The organism is Streptomyces sp. NBC_00667, from assembly GCF_036226825.1.
Lineage (GTDB): Bacteria > Actinomycetota > Actinomycetes > Streptomycetales > Streptomycetaceae > Streptomyces.
Genome location: NZ_CP109022.1, coordinates 6,554,851 through 6,571,384 on the forward strand (window position 1 = coordinate 6,554,851; position 16,534 = coordinate 6,571,384).

At 72.7% G+C, this 16,534-nt stretch carries 13 protein-coding genes; 10 read left to right on the top strand and 3 right to left on the bottom strand.

The annotated features are described in order from the left end of the window. Window positions 1-159: 159 nt before the first annotated feature. The 7 genes from proP (at window position 160) to OHA81_RS29795 (ending at window position 8,890) form a co-directional block, all read left to right on the top strand. Window positions 160-1,695: a glycine betaine/L-proline transporter ProP gene (gene proP, locus OHA81_RS29765; protein WP_329201025.1), complete on the top strand. Its 1,536-nt coding sequence runs from the start codon at window positions 160-162 to the stop codon at window positions 1,693-1,695. A gap of 226 nt (window positions 1,696-1,921) precedes the next feature. Beyond that, complete coding sequence (locus OHA81_RS29770; protein ID WP_329201027.1) at window positions 1,922-4,258, top strand: Orn/Lys/Arg decarboxylase N-terminal domain-containing protein; 2,337 nt, start codon at window positions 1,922-1,924, stop codon at window positions 4,256-4,258. Between the two features lie 331 nt (window positions 4,259-4,589). Further along, a complete protein-coding gene (locus OHA81_RS29775) occupies window positions 4,590-6,131 on the top strand; it encodes a sensor histidine kinase (RefSeq protein WP_443056715.1) in 1,542 nt (513 codons plus the stop codon). 6 nt (window positions 6,132-6,137) lie between these two features. Continuing rightward, complete coding sequence (locus tag OHA81_RS29780; protein WP_190184310.1) at window positions 6,138-6,542, top strand: roadblock/LC7 domain-containing protein; 405 nt, start codon at window positions 6,138-6,140, stop codon at window positions 6,540-6,542. Further along, complete coding sequence (locus tag OHA81_RS29785; protein WP_329201032.1) at window positions 6,539-6,898, top strand: DUF742 domain-containing protein; 360 nt, start codon at window positions 6,539-6,541, stop codon at window positions 6,896-6,898. Before OHA81_RS29780 ends, OHA81_RS29785 begins: the two co-directional genes overlap by 4 nt. Next, a complete protein-coding gene (locus OHA81_RS29790) occupies window positions 6,879-7,499 on the top strand; it encodes a GTP-binding protein (RefSeq protein ID WP_329201034.1) in 621 nt (206 codons plus the stop codon). Before OHA81_RS29785 ends, OHA81_RS29790 begins: the two co-directional genes overlap by 20 nt. After that, window positions 7,496-8,890 carry a cytochrome P450 gene (locus OHA81_RS29795; RefSeq protein WP_329201036.1) on the top strand — a complete coding sequence of 465 codons (1,395 nt, stop codon included), beginning with the start codon at window positions 7,496-7,498 and terminating at the stop codon, window positions 8,888-8,890. The genes OHA81_RS29790 and OHA81_RS29795 overlap by 4 nt, the downstream gene beginning before the upstream one ends. Window positions 8,891-8,983: 93 nt before the next feature. Here the strand turns inward: OHA81_RS29795 and OHA81_RS29800 are convergent, their stop codons facing one another. Together OHA81_RS29800 and OHA81_RS29805 are read right to left on the bottom strand one after the other, a co-directional pair. Further along, window positions 8,984-10,081 (bottom strand): terpene synthase family protein, encoded by a 1,098-nt coding sequence (locus OHA81_RS29800; RefSeq protein ID WP_329201037.1) that lies wholly within the window; start codon window positions 10,079-10,081, stop codon window positions 8,984-8,986. Continuing rightward, entirely contained in the window at window positions 10,078-10,989 is a 912-nt protein-coding gene (locus tag OHA81_RS29805) for an SAM-dependent methyltransferase (protein WP_329201038.1), read from the bottom strand. The genes OHA81_RS29800 and OHA81_RS29805 overlap by 4 nt, the downstream gene beginning before the upstream one ends. A gap of 208 nt (window positions 10,990-11,197) precedes the next feature. Between OHA81_RS29805 and OHA81_RS29810 the strand changes: the two genes are divergently transcribed. The 3 genes from OHA81_RS29810 to OHA81_RS29820 all read left to right on the top strand — a co-directional run bounded on the left by OHA81_RS29810 (window position 11,198) and on the right by OHA81_RS29820 (window position 15,754). Next, on the top strand, window positions 11,198-11,584 hold the full coding sequence (locus tag OHA81_RS29810) for a VOC family protein (protein WP_329201040.1): 387 nt from the start codon (window positions 11,198-11,200) through the stop codon (window positions 11,582-11,584). 197 nt (window positions 11,585-11,781) lie between these two features. Continuing rightward, the gene (locus tag OHA81_RS29815; RefSeq protein ID WP_329201041.1) at window positions 11,782-13,563 is read left to right on the top strand and encodes an N-acetylglutaminylglutamine amidotransferase; all 1,782 of its coding nucleotides are present in this window, start codon (window positions 11,782-11,784) and stop codon (window positions 13,561-13,563) included. A 19-nt stretch (window positions 13,564-13,582) separates the two neighbouring features. Then, window positions 13,583-15,754, top strand: coding sequence for a prolyl oligopeptidase family serine peptidase (locus tag OHA81_RS29820; RefSeq protein WP_443056716.1), 2,172 nt, complete (start codon window positions 13,583-13,585; stop codon window positions 15,752-15,754). Between the two features lie 41 nt (window positions 15,755-15,795). Here OHA81_RS29820 and OHA81_RS29825 read toward each other — a convergent pair whose 3' ends face one another. Continuing rightward, entirely contained in the window at window positions 15,796-16,461 is a 666-nt protein-coding gene (locus OHA81_RS29825) for a DUF4142 domain-containing protein (protein ID WP_329201043.1), read from the bottom strand. Window positions 16,462-16,534: the final 73 nt, after the last annotated feature.

Consider the following 16,534-nt stretch of genomic DNA (forward strand, 5'->3'; position numbering starts at 1 on the left):
GCGCCGGCACGCCCCGACCGGGCCGTGGCGACAGAATCGGAAGCCGGCGAGGTAGCGGCAACCCACCAGGAGGCCGATGACATGGCAGGACCGTGGCGGAGCTCTGGTCCTGGGCCGGGGGAGAGGCCGGCACGCGGCGGCCACCCGGCCACCGACCGGATGCTCCGCACCCTCCTGCGGCGCCGCAAGACGACGATCCGCAGCGAGGACGTGACCGTCTCCGACCGCCCGCAGGTACGGCGCGCGGTGACGGCCGCGGCCCTGGGCAACACGATGGAGTGGTTCGACTTCGGCGTGTACGCCTACCTCGCGGGAACGATGGGCAAGGTCTTCTTCCCCGCCAGCTCTCCCGGCGTGCAGGTCGTCTCCGCCTTCGCCACCTTCGCCGCGGCGTTCCTGGTCCGCCCCCTGGGCGGTCTGGTCTTCGGTCCGCTCGGCGACCGCATCGGCCGGCAGAAGGTGCTGGCCGCCACCATGATCATGATGGCGGCCAGCACCTTCGCCGTCGGCTTCCTGCCCTCGTACGACTCCATCGGCGTCGCCGCCCCGGTCCTGCTCCTCGTCTGCCGTCTCGTCCAGGGCTTCTCCACGGGCGGCGAGTACGCGGGCGCCACCACCTACATCGCCGAGTACGCCCCCGACCGCCGCCGCGGGTTCCTCGGCAGCTGGCTCGACTTCGGCACCTTCGTCGGTTACGCCCTGGGCTCCGGCCTGGTCACCGTACTGACCCTCGTCCTCGGCACCGGCGGCCTGGAGGACTGGGGCTGGCGCATCCCCTTCTACCTGGCGGGGCCCCTCGGCCTGATCGGCCTCTACATGCGCATGAAACTGGAGGAGACCCCCGCCTTCAAGAAGGAGGCCGCCTACGCGGCCTCGGAAGGGCCGCAGGGCCCGGAAGACGAGGAGGACGTCGACCCCGTCGAGGCCGCCCGCGAGTCCGGCAAGGGACGCCTCAAGGAGATCTTCACCCGGCACTGGCAGGCCGTCCTCATCTGCATGGGGCTGGTCCTGCTGTACAACGTCACCAACTACATGGTGACCTCGTACCTGCCGACCTACATGACCGTGACCCTCGGCCAGAGCGCCACCACCGCGCAGGTGCTCGTCCTCGCGACCATGCTGCTGGTGGTCCTGACCATCACCACCGTGGGCCACACCTCGGACCGCTGGGGCCGCCGGCCGGTGTTCCTCGCCGGCAGCGTCGCCCTGGTGGCGCTCTCGGTACCTGCCTTCCTGCTGATCCGCCAGGGCGGGATCCTGTGGCCCGCCCTCGGCTGCGCCGTACTCGGCCTGCTGCTGGTCTGCTTCGCCGGAACGGCCGCGTCCACGCTGCCCGCGCTGTTCCCCACCCGACTGCGGTACGGCGCGCTGTCCCTCGCCTTCAACATCTCCGTCTCGCTGTTCGGCGGGACCACGCCGCTGGTGGCCTCGGCGCTGGTGGAGGCGACCGGCGACGAGATGGTCCCGGCGTACTACCTCATGGTCGCCGGCGCCGTCGGCTTCGTCTCGACGCTCTTCCTGCACGAGACCGCGGGCAAACCGCTGCGCGGCTCGGGCCCCATGGTCGAGACGCCGGGCGAGGCGGACCGCCTGGTGGCCGGCAGCCGCTCGGCGGCCGGCCGTCACGCCAGGGACGTCTGGATCCGGTTGCGCCACCCGTGGGCCCACCGCGGACCCCACGACCGCGACCGTTGAACCGCACGGTGGGCACAGGCCGCGCGCCGGGCGCGGACCACCGGGCCGCCACGGGTCGGTAGCCGAGCCACGGGTCCCGGGGGAACGCGTCCGGGTGGCGGGCGCCCTCGGACGCGACGGGGCTACCCGTACGGGTGAGTGCCGCCCGCTTCCCGCGCTGCGCAGGCCCGTACCGCTTGAGACTTGGCAGGTCAAGCGGATCGGCAACGCGCTCATGGAGAGTGTCATGGCGAACGGTAGTGTCCTGCTGGCCCTGCGCGAGGACCCCCTGGGCGGTGGGGTCGGAGGCGACCAACTGCGCCGGATCGGGAAGGAACTGGAGAACCGGGGACTGGAGGTGCGGTGGGCCCGCACCGCCGAGGCGGCACGCGCGGTCCTGCGCACCGAGGCGGGCCTGACGGCTGCCGTCGTGGCCTGGGACCTGCCGTCCGGGACCGGCGACGACGCCGACGGCGGGGGTGCGGCGGTCCTTCGGCAGGTCTCCCGCCGGTTCAAGGACCTGCCCGTCTTCGTGGTGATGACCGAGGAGTCCGACCACGGTCTGGACCGGCTGCCCCTGTGGGTGGCAGAGACCGCGGTCGGCTACATCTGGCCCCTGGAGGACACGCCCTCCTTCATCGCCGGCCGTGTCTCCAACGCGGCGCGCGCCTACGGCGACTCCGTCCTGCCGCCGTTCTTCAAAGCGCTACGGCGTTTCGACGACGCCCACGAATACTCCTGGCACACCCCGGCCCATTCGGGCGGGGTGGCGTTCTTGAAATCGCCGGTCGGGCGGGCGTTCTTCGACTACTACGGTGAACGCCTCTTCCGCACCGACCTGTCGATCTCCGTCGAGGAACTCGGGTCCCTCTTCGAGCACAGCGGACCCATCGGGGACGCCGAACGCAACGCCGCCCGCATCTTCGGCGCCGACCGCACGTACTTCGTACTGCACGGCGATTCCACCGCGGACCGCATGGTCGGCCATTACTGCGTCACCTCCGACGAGATCGCCCTGGTGGACCGCAACTGCCACAAGTCGGTCCTGCACGGCCTGGTGATCTCCGGTGCCCGCCCGGTCTACCTCGTCCCCACCCGCAACGGCTACGGGCTGGCCGGACCGCTCCCCGCCCGCGAGACGGCGCCCGCAGCGGTGGCCGGCCGGATCGCCGCCCATCCCCTGACACCCGGCGCCGTCTCGCCCGAGGCCCAGTACGCGGTGATCACCAACTCCACCTACGACGGACTGTGTTACGACACGGTGCAGACCGCCCGCGCCCTGGCACCCAGTACCCCCCGCCTCCACTTCGACGAGGCCTGGTTCGCCTACGCCCGGTTCCACCCCCTGTACGCCGGCCGCTACGGCATGGCGGTCGGCCCGGACACCTTCGAAGGCGCGGACCGGCCCACCGTCTTCTCCACCCAGTCCACGCACAAGCTGCTGGCCGCCCTCTCACAGGCCGCCATGGTGCACGTGAAGTCCTCGCCCCGGGCTCCCGTGGAGCACCACCGGTTCAACGAGGCGTTCATGATGCACGGCACCACCTCGGCGCTGTACCCGGCCATCGCCTCGCTCGACGTGGCCGCGGCGATGATGGACGGCGCTCAGGGCGAGTGGCTGGTCAACGAGGCGGTCACCGAAGCGATCAGGTTCCGGCAGGCCGTCGTGCGCACCGGACGCCGCATCGCGGACGCCGGCGACAGGCTCCCGTGGTTCTTCGGCGTCTGGCAGCCCGACACAGTCACCGACCCGGACGGCGGGAGCCCCGTTCCCTTCGCCGACGCCTCCCCGGCGCTCCTGGCCACCGACCCGCGCTGCTGGGAGCTCGACCCCGACGCCGACTGGCACGGGTTCGCCGGCCTGAGCCGGGGCCAGTGCCTGCTGGACCCCATCAAGGTCACGCTGACCTGCCCCGGAGTAACCGCCACGGGGGAGACGGCACCGTGGGGCATCCCGGCCCGGATCCTCACCGCCTACCTGGCCGGCCGGGGCATCGTGGTGGAGAAGACCGACACCTACACCACCCTCGTGCTGTTCTCCATGGGCATCACCAAGGGCAAGTGGGGCACCCTGATGGACGCCCTCATGGACTTCAAGGCCCTCCACGACGCCGACACCCCCCTGCGGCAGGTCCTGCCCCACCTGGTCGAGCGCCACCCCCGCCGTTACGGCAGTGCCACGCTGCGCGGCCTGTGCCAGGAGATGCACGAACACCTCACCGGCGCCGAGCTGATCGACGCCCTGGACACCGCCTTCCGGCAGCTGCCCGAACCGGTCGTCCCGCCCCGGCACTGCTACCGGCAGCTGATCCGGGGCGGCACCGAACGCCTGCCCCTCGCGCACGCCGCGGGCCGGGTTGCCGCCGCGATGGTCACCGTGACCCCGCCGGGCATCCCGGTCCTGATGCCCGGTGAAGCGCTCGGCGCCCCCGACGGGCCCGTCCTGCGCTACCTCGGCGCCCTGGAGGCCTTCGACAGGGCCTTCCCGGGCTTCCACAGCGAAGCGCACGGCGTCACCATCGACCCCGACAACGGCGACTACCTCATCGAATGCGTACGCGAGGACAGCCCGCTCGGCACCTGAGAGGACGACCGGACCTCCGTCCCGGTGCGCCCATAGCGCACTTCGGTGCGGGGTACCACATCCCGACAACGGAATGCGGCCGATATCAAGCGGAATATGAGTTCGAATTCCGTCGCCCGCATGTGCGACGGAATGCCTTCGACCTCCTCTTATGGTGCCCCGCACCGTGAACGCGCCATCCCCCGAGCCGAAATCCGGCCCCGGGGATGGCGCGTAATGGGTCCTCCGGTCCGATGAACTCCAACGAAACCACCCATGCGTGGAGTTGGGCGTAGTTATGCTCCCGCCCACCGGTCAGAAGATCCCCACTTTCGATGGTTCGAGGACGCCGATGGCGCAAAAAGACATTCCACCCGAAGCCGCTCGCCCCGATGCGGGAACGAGCTGGATGATGCCCGCGATCACCGCCGTGGCCGCCGTGTGCCTCATCGGCGCGCTGATCTCCTCCTCGGAACCGGTCCGCACCGCCTGCGTGGCCTTGGGCGCCGTGTGCACCGCCGCGGCACTCGCCGAAGCGCTCCGGCGCGGCCGCGCGCTCGCCGCCGGCCGCGCCGAGGTCGCGGCCCTCCACCACGCCCTGTCCCGGCAGGAGACCGAAGCGGTGCGCCTGTCCCAGGTGGTGCTGACCGAGGCCATCGAGCGACTGCGCAAGGGCGAGTTGCCCGAGGAGGTGCTGACCGCCCTCGGCGGCCGCGGCGGGCAGGGCAACCGCTGGGGCAACGACACGGCCCTGACGCCGCGGTACAGAGCCGCCCTGCAGACCGTGCTCGCCCTCGTCATCGACACCGTCGACAACGAGGAGAACCTCCGCCACTCGGCGCAGCGGGCCTTCGTGAACATCGCCCGCCGCGTGCAGGCGATCGTCCACCAGCAGGCCCAGGAGATGCGCGAGATGGAGGACCGCCACGGCCGCGACCCGGACGTGTTCGGCGACCTCCTGCGCCTGGACCACGGCACCGCCCTCATCGGCCGGCTCGCCGACTCCATCTCCGTCCTCGGCGGGGCGCGCCCCGGCCGCCAGTGGAGCAGGGCCGTCACCCTGTACAGCGTGCTGCGCGGCGCGATGTCGCGGATCATCGACTACCAGCGGGTGGAGCTCCACTCGGTCTCCGAGGTCGCCGTCGTCGGACCGATCGTGGAGCCGCTGATCCACACCCTCGCGGAGCTGCTGGACAACGCCACCCGCTACTCGCCGCCCCACACCCGGGTCCACCTCACGGCCGCCGAGGTGCAGTCGGGCATCGCCGTGGAGATCGAGGACGGCGGCCTCAGCATGAGCGAGGAGGCCCGCAGGCGCGCCGAGCGGATGCTCGCGCAGGCCCAGTCCGGCATCGACCTCAACGACCTGGGCGAGACGCCGCGGCTCGGTCTCGCGGTGGTCGGCCGGCTGGCGCAGGCGTACGGGTTCCAGGTGTCCCTGCGCTCCTCCGCGTACGGCGGCGTGCGCGCCGTCGTCATCGTCCCGCAGCACCTGATCACCACCACGGCCGCGGCGACCGGCACCGCCCACGGCATCGGTTCCTCCTCGGGCCCCAGGGCAGTGCCCCCCGCACCGCGCGAGCACCCCGTCGAGCGCTCGTCCGCCGCCGTGGCCGCGCCCCGGCCGGCGCCGGCCTCCGTACCCCGGCCGACGCCCGCGGCCGGCGGACCCGCCACCGAACGCACGGCGACCGGCCTGCCGCAGCGGCGCCGCAAGGACCGTGCCAACTTCTACGACGCCCCGCCCGCAGCGGAGCCGCAGTCGGCGCACGACCCCGGCCCCGGCATGTGGCTGGAGGCGTTCCACAGCGGCCTGTCCGGCGGGTCCGGCCAGGACGCCCAGGCCGCCCGGGACACAGGGGACACGTCGGGCTCAGCGACCAAAGGGGCATGAACAGTGATGACTCAGCGAAGCAGTATGGACTGGATGCTCAAGGACCTGGCCGCCGGAGTGCCGCAGACGCGGCACGTGATCGTACTGTCCGCGGACGGGCTGTGCGTGGCGCAGTACGGGGCCGAGACCGACACGGCCGACCGCCTGGCGGCGGCCTGTGCCGGCCTGCAGAGCCTCGCGGGGGCGGTGGCCTCCGAACTGCCCCGCTCCGAAGGCAGAATGCGGCTGGTCGTGATCGAGATGGACGGCGGGTTCTTCTACCTGATGGCCGCGGGCGACGGCTCCTACCTGGCGGTCCTGGCCGACGAGGGCGTCGACGCGGGCCTGATGGGTGCCCAGATGCGCAACCTGGTGACCCGGATGGGGGAGCACCTGAGCAGCCCGCCCCGACATGACGGGCAGCCCGCGTGAGTGAGCCACCCTCAAGCTGGGAGGACAACACTCCCGAACGGCTCTACGTCATCACCGGCGGCCGCAGCGGACCATCCACCGCCGTCCAGCTCGACCTCGTGACCCTGGTCGTCGCCAAGGTGCCGGCCCGGCCCGAGATGCAGCCCGAGCACGCGGCGATCCTGCGGATGTGCCAGTCGCCGCTGTCGGTGGCCGAGATCGCCGCGTACGCCGGTCTGCCCGTGAGCGCCGTCATCGTGCTGGTCGGGGACCTGATGACCGCTCGGCGCGTACACGTACGCCCGCCCGTTCCCGCCGCCCAGCTACCCGACCTTGCTCTGATCGAGGCAGTGATCAATGGACTTCAAAAGCTCTGACGCGCCGCGCGGGCCGCGCCCCGGGGACATACTCCCCCAGACGGCGGCGGCTGCCGTCAAGATCGTCATCGTCGGCGGTTTCGGCGTCGGCAAGACGACGATGGTCGGCGCGGTCAGCGAGATCAGACCGCTGACCACCGAAGAGACCATGACCAAGGCGGGCATCGGTGTCGACGACACCCGGGGCGTGGCGCGCAAGACCACCACGACCGTGGCCATGGACTTCGGCCGCATCAGCATCAACGACGAACTCGTGCTCTACCTGTTCGGCACTCCCGGCCAGGAGCGGTTCTGGTTCCTGTGGCGCGGCCTCTTCGAGGGCGCCCTCGGCGCGGTCGTACTCCTCGACACCCGGCGCCTGGAGACCAGCTTCGACGTCATCGGCCGGCTGGAGGAACGGGGCGTCCCCTTCGTCGTGGCCGTCAACTCCTTCCCCGACGCCCCCGAGCATCCATTGGAAGAGCTGCGCCAAGCCCTCGACCTGCCCCGCGCCGTACCGATCCTCGTCTGCGACGCCAGACGGCGGGACTCGTCCCGCGACGTCCTGCTGACCCTCATGCGCTACCTGCACTCGCAGGCGGCGACCCAGGAGGCAATGTGAGTACCCACCCCACCCCGCCGCCCGAGTGCCCCGCCCACGTGGCGGGAGCCGGGGGCGCCCTGTACCGGCTCCACGGACCGGAGGCGCAGGCCGACCCCCTGGGGCTGTACGAGAAGCTGCGGGCCGAGTACGGCCCGGTGGCGCCCGTACTGGTCAGCGGCGACCTCCCGGCCTGGCTCGTCCTCGGCCACCGGGAGAACCTCGACGTGGCGCGCACCCCTTCGCGGTTCGCCCGCGACCCCCGGGGCTGGCGCGACATGAGAGAGGGCCGGGTACCGGCCGACACCCCGCTCGGCCCCATGGTCACCTGGGTGCCGGTGTGCAACTTCACCGACGGGCCCGTCCACGATCGGCTGCGCGGGGCCGTGGTGGATTCCCTGGAGCGCTTCGACAAGCGCGGCATCCGCCGGTACGTGACCCGCTTCGCCAACCAGCTCGTCGACCGGATCGCCGCCGACGGCCACGCCGACCTCGTGGCCTCCTTCTCCGACCAGCTCCCCATGCTGGTCATGACCCAGCTCGTGGGGGCCCCCGACGAACACGGGCCCCGGCTGGTCAAGGCGGCACGCGACATGCTCCAGGGGACCGAGACGGCCCTGCAGAGCGACCGCTACGTCACCCTGACGCTGGAACAGCTGGTCATGGACCGCAAGGCCGAGCCCGGTCACGACCTCGCCTCCTGGCTGCTGGAGCACCCCGCGGACCTCAGCGAGACCGAGGTGCTGATGCACCTGCGCGTCGTGCTGATCGCGGCGTACGAGACCACCGCCAACCTGATCGCGAACACGCTGCGGACCGTACTGACCGACCCGCGCTTCCGGGCCAGCCTGTCCGGAGGGCACATGACGCTGCCCGACGCCCTGGAGCAGGTCCTCTGGGACGACCCGCCGATCAACACGATCATCGGGCGCTGGGCCACCGGGGACACCCTGCTCGGCGGCCGGCAGGTGAAGGCCGGAGACATGCTGCTGCTGGGTCTGGCCGCGGGGAACGCCGACCCGCAGATCCGTCCCGATCCGAGCGTCTCCGTCCACGGCAACCGCTCCCACCTGGCGTTCAGCAGCGGGCCGCACGAGTGCCCCGGCCAGGACATCGGCCGCGCCATCGCGGACACCGGCATCGAAGTGCTGTTGGACCGGTTGCCCGACCTGCAGCTGGCGGTCGACGCGAGCGAGCTCCAGTGGCGCGGCACCCTCATGTCGCGCCACCTGCTGTCACTGCCCGTGCGGTTCACCCCGCGTTCCGTCGAGAACGCCGGTCCGCACACCGAGCGGCCCTCCGAGCACCCGCCGCACGTCGCCGTGATCCCGCCGCAGCCGACGGCGGCGCCCACCGCCGCCGGGCACCGGCGCGGTGTCAGCTGGTGGCGCCGGCTGTTCGGCCGCCGCTGAGCCGCGTTCCGTCCCCGCGTTCCGTACCGGCGTCCGGTACCGGCGCTCCGTACCGAGGGCCCCCGCCGCACCGGCGGGGGCCCTCGGTGCCGCTCAGTCGCGCACCCACTGCCACCAGGAGGCGAGCGCCGGCAGATCCGGCGGCTCGGTCCCGGCAGCGCTGGGCGCATCGGCGTAGCGGATCGCGAAACCCGCCTCCGCGAGGGGCAGTTCGTACCGGTTGCGCGGACTCGCGTACCGCGGCGCCCGGCTCTGCCAGGCGATGCAGCCGGCCACGTAGTGGCCCAACGCCGCCAGGTGGCGGCGCAGTTCCCGGTCGGCCCCCTCCGAGAGTTGCGCCCTCAGCGTGGTGAACAGGACCATCACCCGGTCACGCAGGGCCACCGCGAGCGGGACCGCCTCGGCGGGGGAGCAGTGCTCCTGGGCGGCGAGGACGTTGACGAGGTTCACCTCCCGCGGCTCCAGGTGGTCGTCCTTGTCGTAGGAGAACAGGTCGTTGTCGGCACTGACGATGAAACCCGCCGCGTCGGTGAGCGCCGTGACGGCGGGGGAGCACAGCACCTCTGCCGGCAGCCGGTCCCTGCGGGCGACGTCGGACCAGGTCAGCGAGAACCGCGTACCGTTCGCCAGCGGTCCCATCGCGGCGAAGTCGTTCAGCCCCGGCACACTGCCCGCCTCGGCCTGCGCGGCCCGCCAGGCCGCCCCGAGCAGCCAGTCCCGGGTGCCCTCGACGAACCTGCGCAGCTCGAACGGGCTGAGCATGGCGTGGGTGCGTCTGACCAGGTCCACCAGCGCGCGCGTCATGGGGCCGTCGGGCAGCACGGACGCGCCCGGGTTCTCGATGGTCCGCAGCAGCCGCACACCGTGTTCGACGACGGCGCCCGTCCCCACCTCCTCGGAGCCCGAGTCCTGCCAGTCGTCGACGGCATTGGCCCAGTAGTTCCACTCGGCGAACAGCAGCAGGGCCTCCACGTCCCCCTCGGGGATGATGCGGCAGGTGAAGTCGGCGCTGTGCGTGGCCAGTCCCCACGCACGCTCGACCGCGTCGGGGTAGAGGCCGAAGGCGTCCACCCACTCGACCGCACGGGCCTCCACCTCTTTGGCCTCGGGGTGGACGAGGTCGCGCTCCAGCGGGCAGTAGAACGGCGGTAGCCGGTCACCGAGACGAGAGGGACGGGGCGAGGCGGTCATCGGCCGCCGCCGATCCGGAAGCGCAGCAACCGCGTCTCCATCGCATGGTCACGCCAGAGCCGGAAGAGCTTGCTGTGCGCGATCGTCGACTGCTCCAGCCGTACGCCGCTCCATGCGGCGGGCTCACCGCCCGCACGGATCCGGTCGAGTTCGGCGGTGTTCCACGCCATCGACTGCACCCAGAACTCCACCACCGAGTCGGTCACGTCCTCGTCCTGCACCACCTCGAAGCCGGCCGCCTCGGCCGCCACCAGGTATTCGGAGTGGGTTCCCAGCCGGGTCCGGTAGTAGCCGTCGATGAATCCGAGCCACTCGGAGCGGCGTACGAAGTGCTCCTGGATGCCGAACCACCCTCCGGGTCTGAGCGCTTTGGCGACGACCTCGAAGAGGCGCTTGCGGTCGGTGTACCCGCTGCTTTCGTTGGCGTATGCGGCGTCGTACGCGCGGGTGTCGTGCAGGTCGTGCACATCGGCCACCCGGGGTTCCACCCGGCCCCCGACGCCCGCCTGACGGGCGAAGTGCCGGATGAGCGGCACGTGTTCCGCCGCGACGGTGAGGCCGGTGACCGAAGCGCCGTGCTCCTGCGCCCAGTAGAGGGAGGTGCCGCCGAGGCCGCAGCCGATGTCGAGGACCCGCGACGGCGGAGCCTCGTACGCGCCCCAGGAGCGGGCCGCGTACTCGACTATCCGCTCCTGCGCGTCGAGGAGGTGCTGCTTGAGCGCGCCCTGGGGGACGGTGGTGGGTGGCGACCCGTCGGGGAAAAGGCCCACATGGAAGTGGACGCGCGGGCCGGGTCCGTACTTCTGGAGGATGTCGTGGGTCTTGCCGCTGTAGTAGAGCCGCACCTGCTCGTCCGCGGACGCGCCGCGGCCGGTGCCTAAGGACGCTATGAGGGGGGTAACGCGCATGGGACGTCCGCCCTTTCGTGGGTAGGGCCGGTCTCCAGGGCACGCTGCCGCCGCTCCTCCCGCGCCCCGACCGCCACACTGTTGAAGCATGGATCATCGTGGCACTTCAGGGGCCGCACGTCAGCCCACTGGGCACACACATCATCTGATGTGCGTAGCCCGCCGTCCCGGCCGCCCGGAGCCGCCGGCGGCCGCCTATGCTGCCGGGATGATCAAGCCTGCCGGAGCGACCCCGCGGATGAAGCTGACCGCGATCACCTTGGACTGCGCGGATCCCGAGGCGCTGGCGGCGTTCTACCAGCGGGCCACCGGCCTCGGACTCCACGAGGAGTCCGACGCGGACTTCGCCGGCCTCACCCGCGAGGACGGGCTCTTCCTCGGTTTCCAGCGGGTCGACGGCTACGTGGCTCCGCGCTGGCCCGGCCAGGCCGTGCCTCAGCAGGTCCACCTCGACTTCGAGGTGGAAGACCTCGACGAAGCCGAGGCGCTGCTGCTGGAGTGGGGCGCGGTCAAGCCGGCGCACCAACCGGGCGGGGAGGGGTGGCGGGTCCTGCTGGACCCGGCCGGGCATCCCTTCTGCCTCACCCGCGCCTGATCGAAACCCGGGCATAAGTGCCGCTCAGGTGGGCATGCGCCCGATATGTCGATCGCCTGTTCGGCCCGAGTCGCGTGGCACGGGCCGTGTGGGCAACGGGAGTGAATGTTCATGGTGGAGGTGGCCTGGACCCCGGGCGGAAGGGCGGGCGCGGCGACGCGGCGGCCCCGAGGCGCGAGTCGAGCGGGGGGTGTCACATGTGTGGCCTGAGCGGGGAAGTGCGCTTCGACGGCAGGCGACCGGACCTCGCCGCGGTCGAACGCATGACCGACGAGATGGAGGACCGCGGACCGGACGGCAGAGGCGCCTGGTCACAGGGCTCCGTAGCCCTGGGCCACCGCCGGTTGAAGATCATCGACCTCTCGGAGAGCGGCGCCCAGCCGATGACCGACCCCCACCTGGGGATCACGGCCGTCTTCAACGGGTGCCTCTACAACTACCGTGAGCTGCGCGGACGGCTCGAAGGCCTGGGCCACCGCTTCTTCTCCGACTCCGACACGGAAGTGCTCCTCAAGGCCTACGCCCAGTGGCGGCACGAATGCGTCGAGCACCTGGTCGGCATGTTCGCCTTCGCCGTGGCCGAGCACCACACCGGCCGCGTGGTACTGGGCCGTGACCGGCTCGGGATCAAGCCGCTCTACCTCACCCAGGACGCGGACCGGCTCCGCTTCGCCTCGTCCCTGCCCGCCCTCCTCGCGGGCGGCGGCGTGGACACCTCGTTCGACCCGGTGGCGCTCCACCAGTACCTGACCTGGCACGGCACGGTCCCCGCACCGCGCACCGTGCTGGCCGGCGTGCGCAAACTGCCGCCCGCGACCGTCCGCGTGGTCGAGCCGGACGGCACCCACCGCGACCACCTCTACTGGCAGCCGTCCTACACCCGCCGCGCGGACCTCGGCAACGACCCGGCACGCTGGCAGGAGGCCGTCCACGACGCCCTGCGCACGGCGGTGCGCCGCCGCATGGTGGCCGACGTGCCGGTGGGCGTCCTGCTCTCCGGCGGGCTGGACTCCAGCCTCATCGTGGCCCTGCTGGCAGAGGAGGGCCACAGCGACCTGGCGACCTTCGCGATGGGCTTCGAGTCCGAGCGCGGACAGGAGGGCGACGAGTTCCGGTACTCGGACCTGGTCGCACGGCGGTTCTCCACGGACCACCACCAGTACATGATCCCCTCCGACCGGCTCCCGGCCGCGCTGGAAACCGCGATCGCAGCCATGAGCGAGCCCATGGTCAGCCATGACGCCGTGGCCTTCCACCTGCTGTCGGAGCAGGTCGCCAAGGAGGTGAAGGTGGTCCTGTGCGGGCAGGGCGCCGACGAGGTGTTCGCGGGCTACCACTGGTACCCGCCGATCGCCGGGGCCGCCCGCCCCGACGCGCCGGACGCGTACGCCGACGTCTACTTCGACCGCCCGCACGACGACGTCGCCGCCGTCCTGCACCCGGACGTGACCGCCGGACACGACGCCTCGCGCGAATTCGTCCACGCCCACATGGCGGCCCCCGGCGCCCAGAGCACGCTGGACGCCACCTTGCGCCTGGACGTCCACGCGCTGATGCCCGACGATCCGGTCAAACGGGTCGACAACATGACGATGGCCTGGGGCCTGGAGGCGCGCGTGCCCTTCCTCGACCACGAGCTGGTCGAACTCGCCGCGGCCTGCCCTCCCGAACTCAAGCTGGCGCAGGACGGCAAGGGCGTGCTCAAGGACCTCGGCCGGCAGATCCTGCCCCGAGAGGTGGTGGACCGCCCCAAGGGGTACTTCCCCGTTCCCGCGGTGCGGCACATGGCCGAGCCGGTGCTCAGCCGCGTGCGCGAGGCGCTGACCGCCCCGGAAGCGCGGCGGCGCGCCCTCTTCGACCAGCGACGGGTGGCCGAGCTGCTCGCGGAACCCGGCCGCCACCGCACGAAACGCGGAGCCAGCACCCTGTGGCAGGTGGCTTCGCTGGAGATCTGGTTGCAGACCCACGGCATCAACTGACACTGAACGGTGACAGCCCTTGGCAGCCCTCGAAGAGGCCCTCATGCCCCTGGACCGCTCCTCCCTCCGCCGCCGTTCCCTGCCCGCCCCCGCGCAGGCCCCCGTCCCGGTACACCTGGCTCCCGTCTTCGCGGCGGACCCGCCGACACTGCTCACCGCCCACGGGTGCTGGTACCCCTCGGTCGACCCCGGCGGCGACCAGGTGGCGTACATCTGCGACCGGGCCGGCGTGCCCCAGCTGTGGAGCGGCTCCGCCCGCGGCGGCGAGGCCCACGTCCTCGACGCCGACCCCGACCCGGTGACCGAGGTGTCCTGGTCGCCCGACGGCCGCTGGATCGCGTACACCTCCGCCCCCGGAGGCGGCGAACACACGCGCGTGCTGGTGGTGCGCCCGGACGGGACCGGCCGCCGCGTACTCGCCGGCGCCGAGCCCGGGGCCGCCGCCCACTTGGGCTGCTGGACCCGCGACGGGGCGGCGCTGGCGGTCACCGTCGCCCAGCCCTCCGCCGACGCCGGCGCCCACAGCGGAGCCGGCCACCTCCCCGAGGACGCGTCCGCGGGCCCCGCCGACGGGACCACCGGGGCGGCGTGGACGGAACGCGACGGCCACGCCACCCTGCTCGGCCCGCCGCACCGGGCGGAACCGGGCCCGTACGCAAACGGCCTGCCGCACCTGGTACCGGCGCCGCCGGCCGCCACCGCCGACGGGGCGGCGAGCGGGGGCCTGGCCGCCTACCTGCTCGACCCCGACGGCACCCGGGCACCCGTCCTGCTGTTCAGCGAGGCCGGAGCCGCCTCGCTGCGCGTCTGCGATGTCGGCGCGGAAGGCCGCTTCGTGCTGCTCCGCCGCGGGCCGCGCGGGCGCCGCGAAGCCCTCCTGCTGGACGCGGCCTCGGGACGCACCACCTTCCGGCTGCCGGTCGCCGACGGCGACCCGTGGATCGGCAGGCTCTCGGCCGACTCGCGCACCCTGTGGCTGCGCAGCGACGCCGACCGCGAGTTCGCCGCCCTGCTGCGGGCCCGGCTGGACGGGGCCGGAGCGCTCCAGGACCTGTCGGTGGCCGCCGAGCGGCACGAGACGGCCCTGGACCTGCTGAGCCTTCCCGAGCACGGCGGGTGGGCCCTGCTCGCCTGGAACGTGCACGGGGCGAGCGAGCTGGAGACCGTGGGGCTCCCCACCGCCGACCCGGACGACGGCCTCGGACCGCACCACCGGTCGGTCCTGCCGCACGAGGTGGTGACCCGCATGGCACCAGTAGGGCGCGGCGGACTGTTCGCCGCCCTGTCCGGCTCCCGGCGCAGGCCCGGCATCTGGGACCTGACCAGCGACTTCGCACCCGTCCGGACCGGCTGGTCGGCCCGTGACGAGGACGCGGCGCCGCCCGGGCGGCCCCCGGTCAGCCCCGTGCCCCTGCGGTGCCGGGCCCGGGACGGGCTGATGCTCGGCGGCTGGTACTACCGGGCGCCGGAACGCGATCCGGGGCGCCCGGCGCCGTGCGTGATCCACCTCCACGGCGGCCCCGAAGAGCAGGAGCGGCCCGTGTTCAACCCGCTCTACCACGAGCTCCTCACCCGGGGGATGGACGTGTTCGCCCCCGACGTGCGCGGCTCCTCGGGCTGGGGGCGGTCCTTCGTCGACGCGGACCTCGGCACCGGCCGGTTCGCGGCCATCGACGACGTCGCGGACTGCGCCGCCCACGTGGTCACCCACGGCTACGCCGACCCGCTGCGGCTGGCGGTGATGGGCCGTTCCTACGGCGGCTACCTCACCATGGCCTCGCTGGTCTGGCACCCCGACCTCTTCCGCACCGGCGTCGCCGTCTGCGGGATGTCGGACCTCGCCACGTTCTTCGCCGGCACCGAGCCGTGGATCGCCCAGTCGGCCGCGGCGAAGTACGGCCATCCCGAGCGGGACCGGGACCTCCTGCGCGACCTGTCCCCGATGAGCCGCATCGACCAGCTGCGCGCACCCGTGCTGGCCGTCCACGGCGAGCACGACACGAACGTGCCCCCGACGGAGTCGGAGCAGTTCGTCCGCGCGGCGCGCGAGCGCGGGGTGCCGGCCGAGCTGCTGACCCTGCGCAACGAGGGGCACGAGTTCCTGCGGGCGGACAACCGCCGCCTCTACCGGCGCGCGGCGGCGGACTGGCTGGAGCAGCACCTCGGCAGCGCCGCCCTGCCCCGGTCATGACGAGGGGCTCCCCGGCCCGCGGACTCGGGTGTGCGACGGATTCAGCGGAAACCGGTGGGGCGGCGGCGCGCCAGCCACAGGGTGACGACGGCCGTCGCCAGGATCCCGCCGGTGAGGCCGGCTGCGCCGACCGCGTTGAGGCCGTTGCGGCGGGAGGCGAGCCCGCGGCTGCCGGCGCCGGCCATGCCGGCCTCGCTGCCGAGGTGGCAAGTGCCCCCGCGCACCAGTTCCAGGTCCGCCGCCACGACGCGACGGGCCGCCCGGGCGGCGGCCGTCACGTCAGCGTCGCCGCCGGAGGAGAGGACCTTGTCGATCAGCGCCAGCGTCCTGGTGTGCGCCGCGTCCTGGTCGGCGAGCCATCGGGCGTCATAGGCGGACGTGCCGGCCGCGGACTGCACGGCGGCGAGGCCCCTGTGCTGCTCGGCGGTGGGGGAGGACGCGAGGTCGACGTCCGGATCGTCCGCCCGCATCCTGAGGTCCGCCTCGAGTGCGCCGTGGTCGCGGACCAGCAGGGCGCCGACGTCCTTCACGCACGCCGTGGCCGCGTGCCGCTGCGCGTCGTCTCCGGCGGCGATCGCCGCCACGTTGTCCTGGTGCACCCTCTGCACGAAGGCGGTGTCCCCTTCGGCTGCGGAGGCGACGCCGGGCGCCCACAGGACACTCGCGGCGGCTATGAGGGTGGCCGTGGCCACGAGCCGGTTCGACATGGGTGCAACTCCCTCTGCGCGCTCCCGCACGGACGCGCCGGCAGGCATGGAACGGGCGCCTCTTAGCACCCCG

Coding starts and splice junctions, on each gene's coding strand:
- proP (WP_329201025.1), top strand. CDS start 160: ATGCTCCGCACCCTCCTGCGGCGCCGCAAGACGACGATCCGCAGCGAG.
- OHA81_RS29770 (WP_329201027.1), top strand. CDS start 1,922: ATGGCGAACGGTAGTGTCCTGCTGGCCCTGCGCGAGGACCCCCTGGGC.
- OHA81_RS29775 (WP_443056715.1), top strand. CDS start 4,590: ATGGCGCAAAAAGACATTCCACCCGAAGCCGCTCGCCCCGATGCGGGA.
- OHA81_RS29780 (WP_190184310.1), top strand. CDS start 6,138: ATGACTCAGCGAAGCAGTATGGACTGGATGCTCAAGGACCTGGCCGCC.
- OHA81_RS29790 (WP_329201034.1), top strand. CDS start 6,879: ATGGACTTCAAAAGCTCTGACGCGCCGCGCGGGCCGCGCCCCGGGGAC.
- OHA81_RS29800 (WP_329201037.1), bottom strand. CDS start 10,081: ATGACCGCCTCGCCCCGTCCCTCTCGTCTCGGTGACCGGCTACCGCCG.
- OHA81_RS29805 (WP_329201038.1), bottom strand. CDS start 10,989: ATGCGCGTTACCCCCCTCATAGCGTCCTTAGGCACCGGCCGCGGCGCG.
- OHA81_RS29810 (WP_329201040.1), top strand. CDS start 11,198: ATGATCAAGCCTGCCGGAGCGACCCCGCGGATGAAGCTGACCGCGATC.
- OHA81_RS29815 (WP_329201041.1), top strand. CDS start 11,782: ATGTGTGGCCTGAGCGGGGAAGTGCGCTTCGACGGCAGGCGACCGGAC.
- OHA81_RS29825 (WP_329201043.1), bottom strand. CDS start 16,461: ATGTCGAACCGGCTCGTGGCCACGGCCACCCTCATAGCCGCCGCGAGT.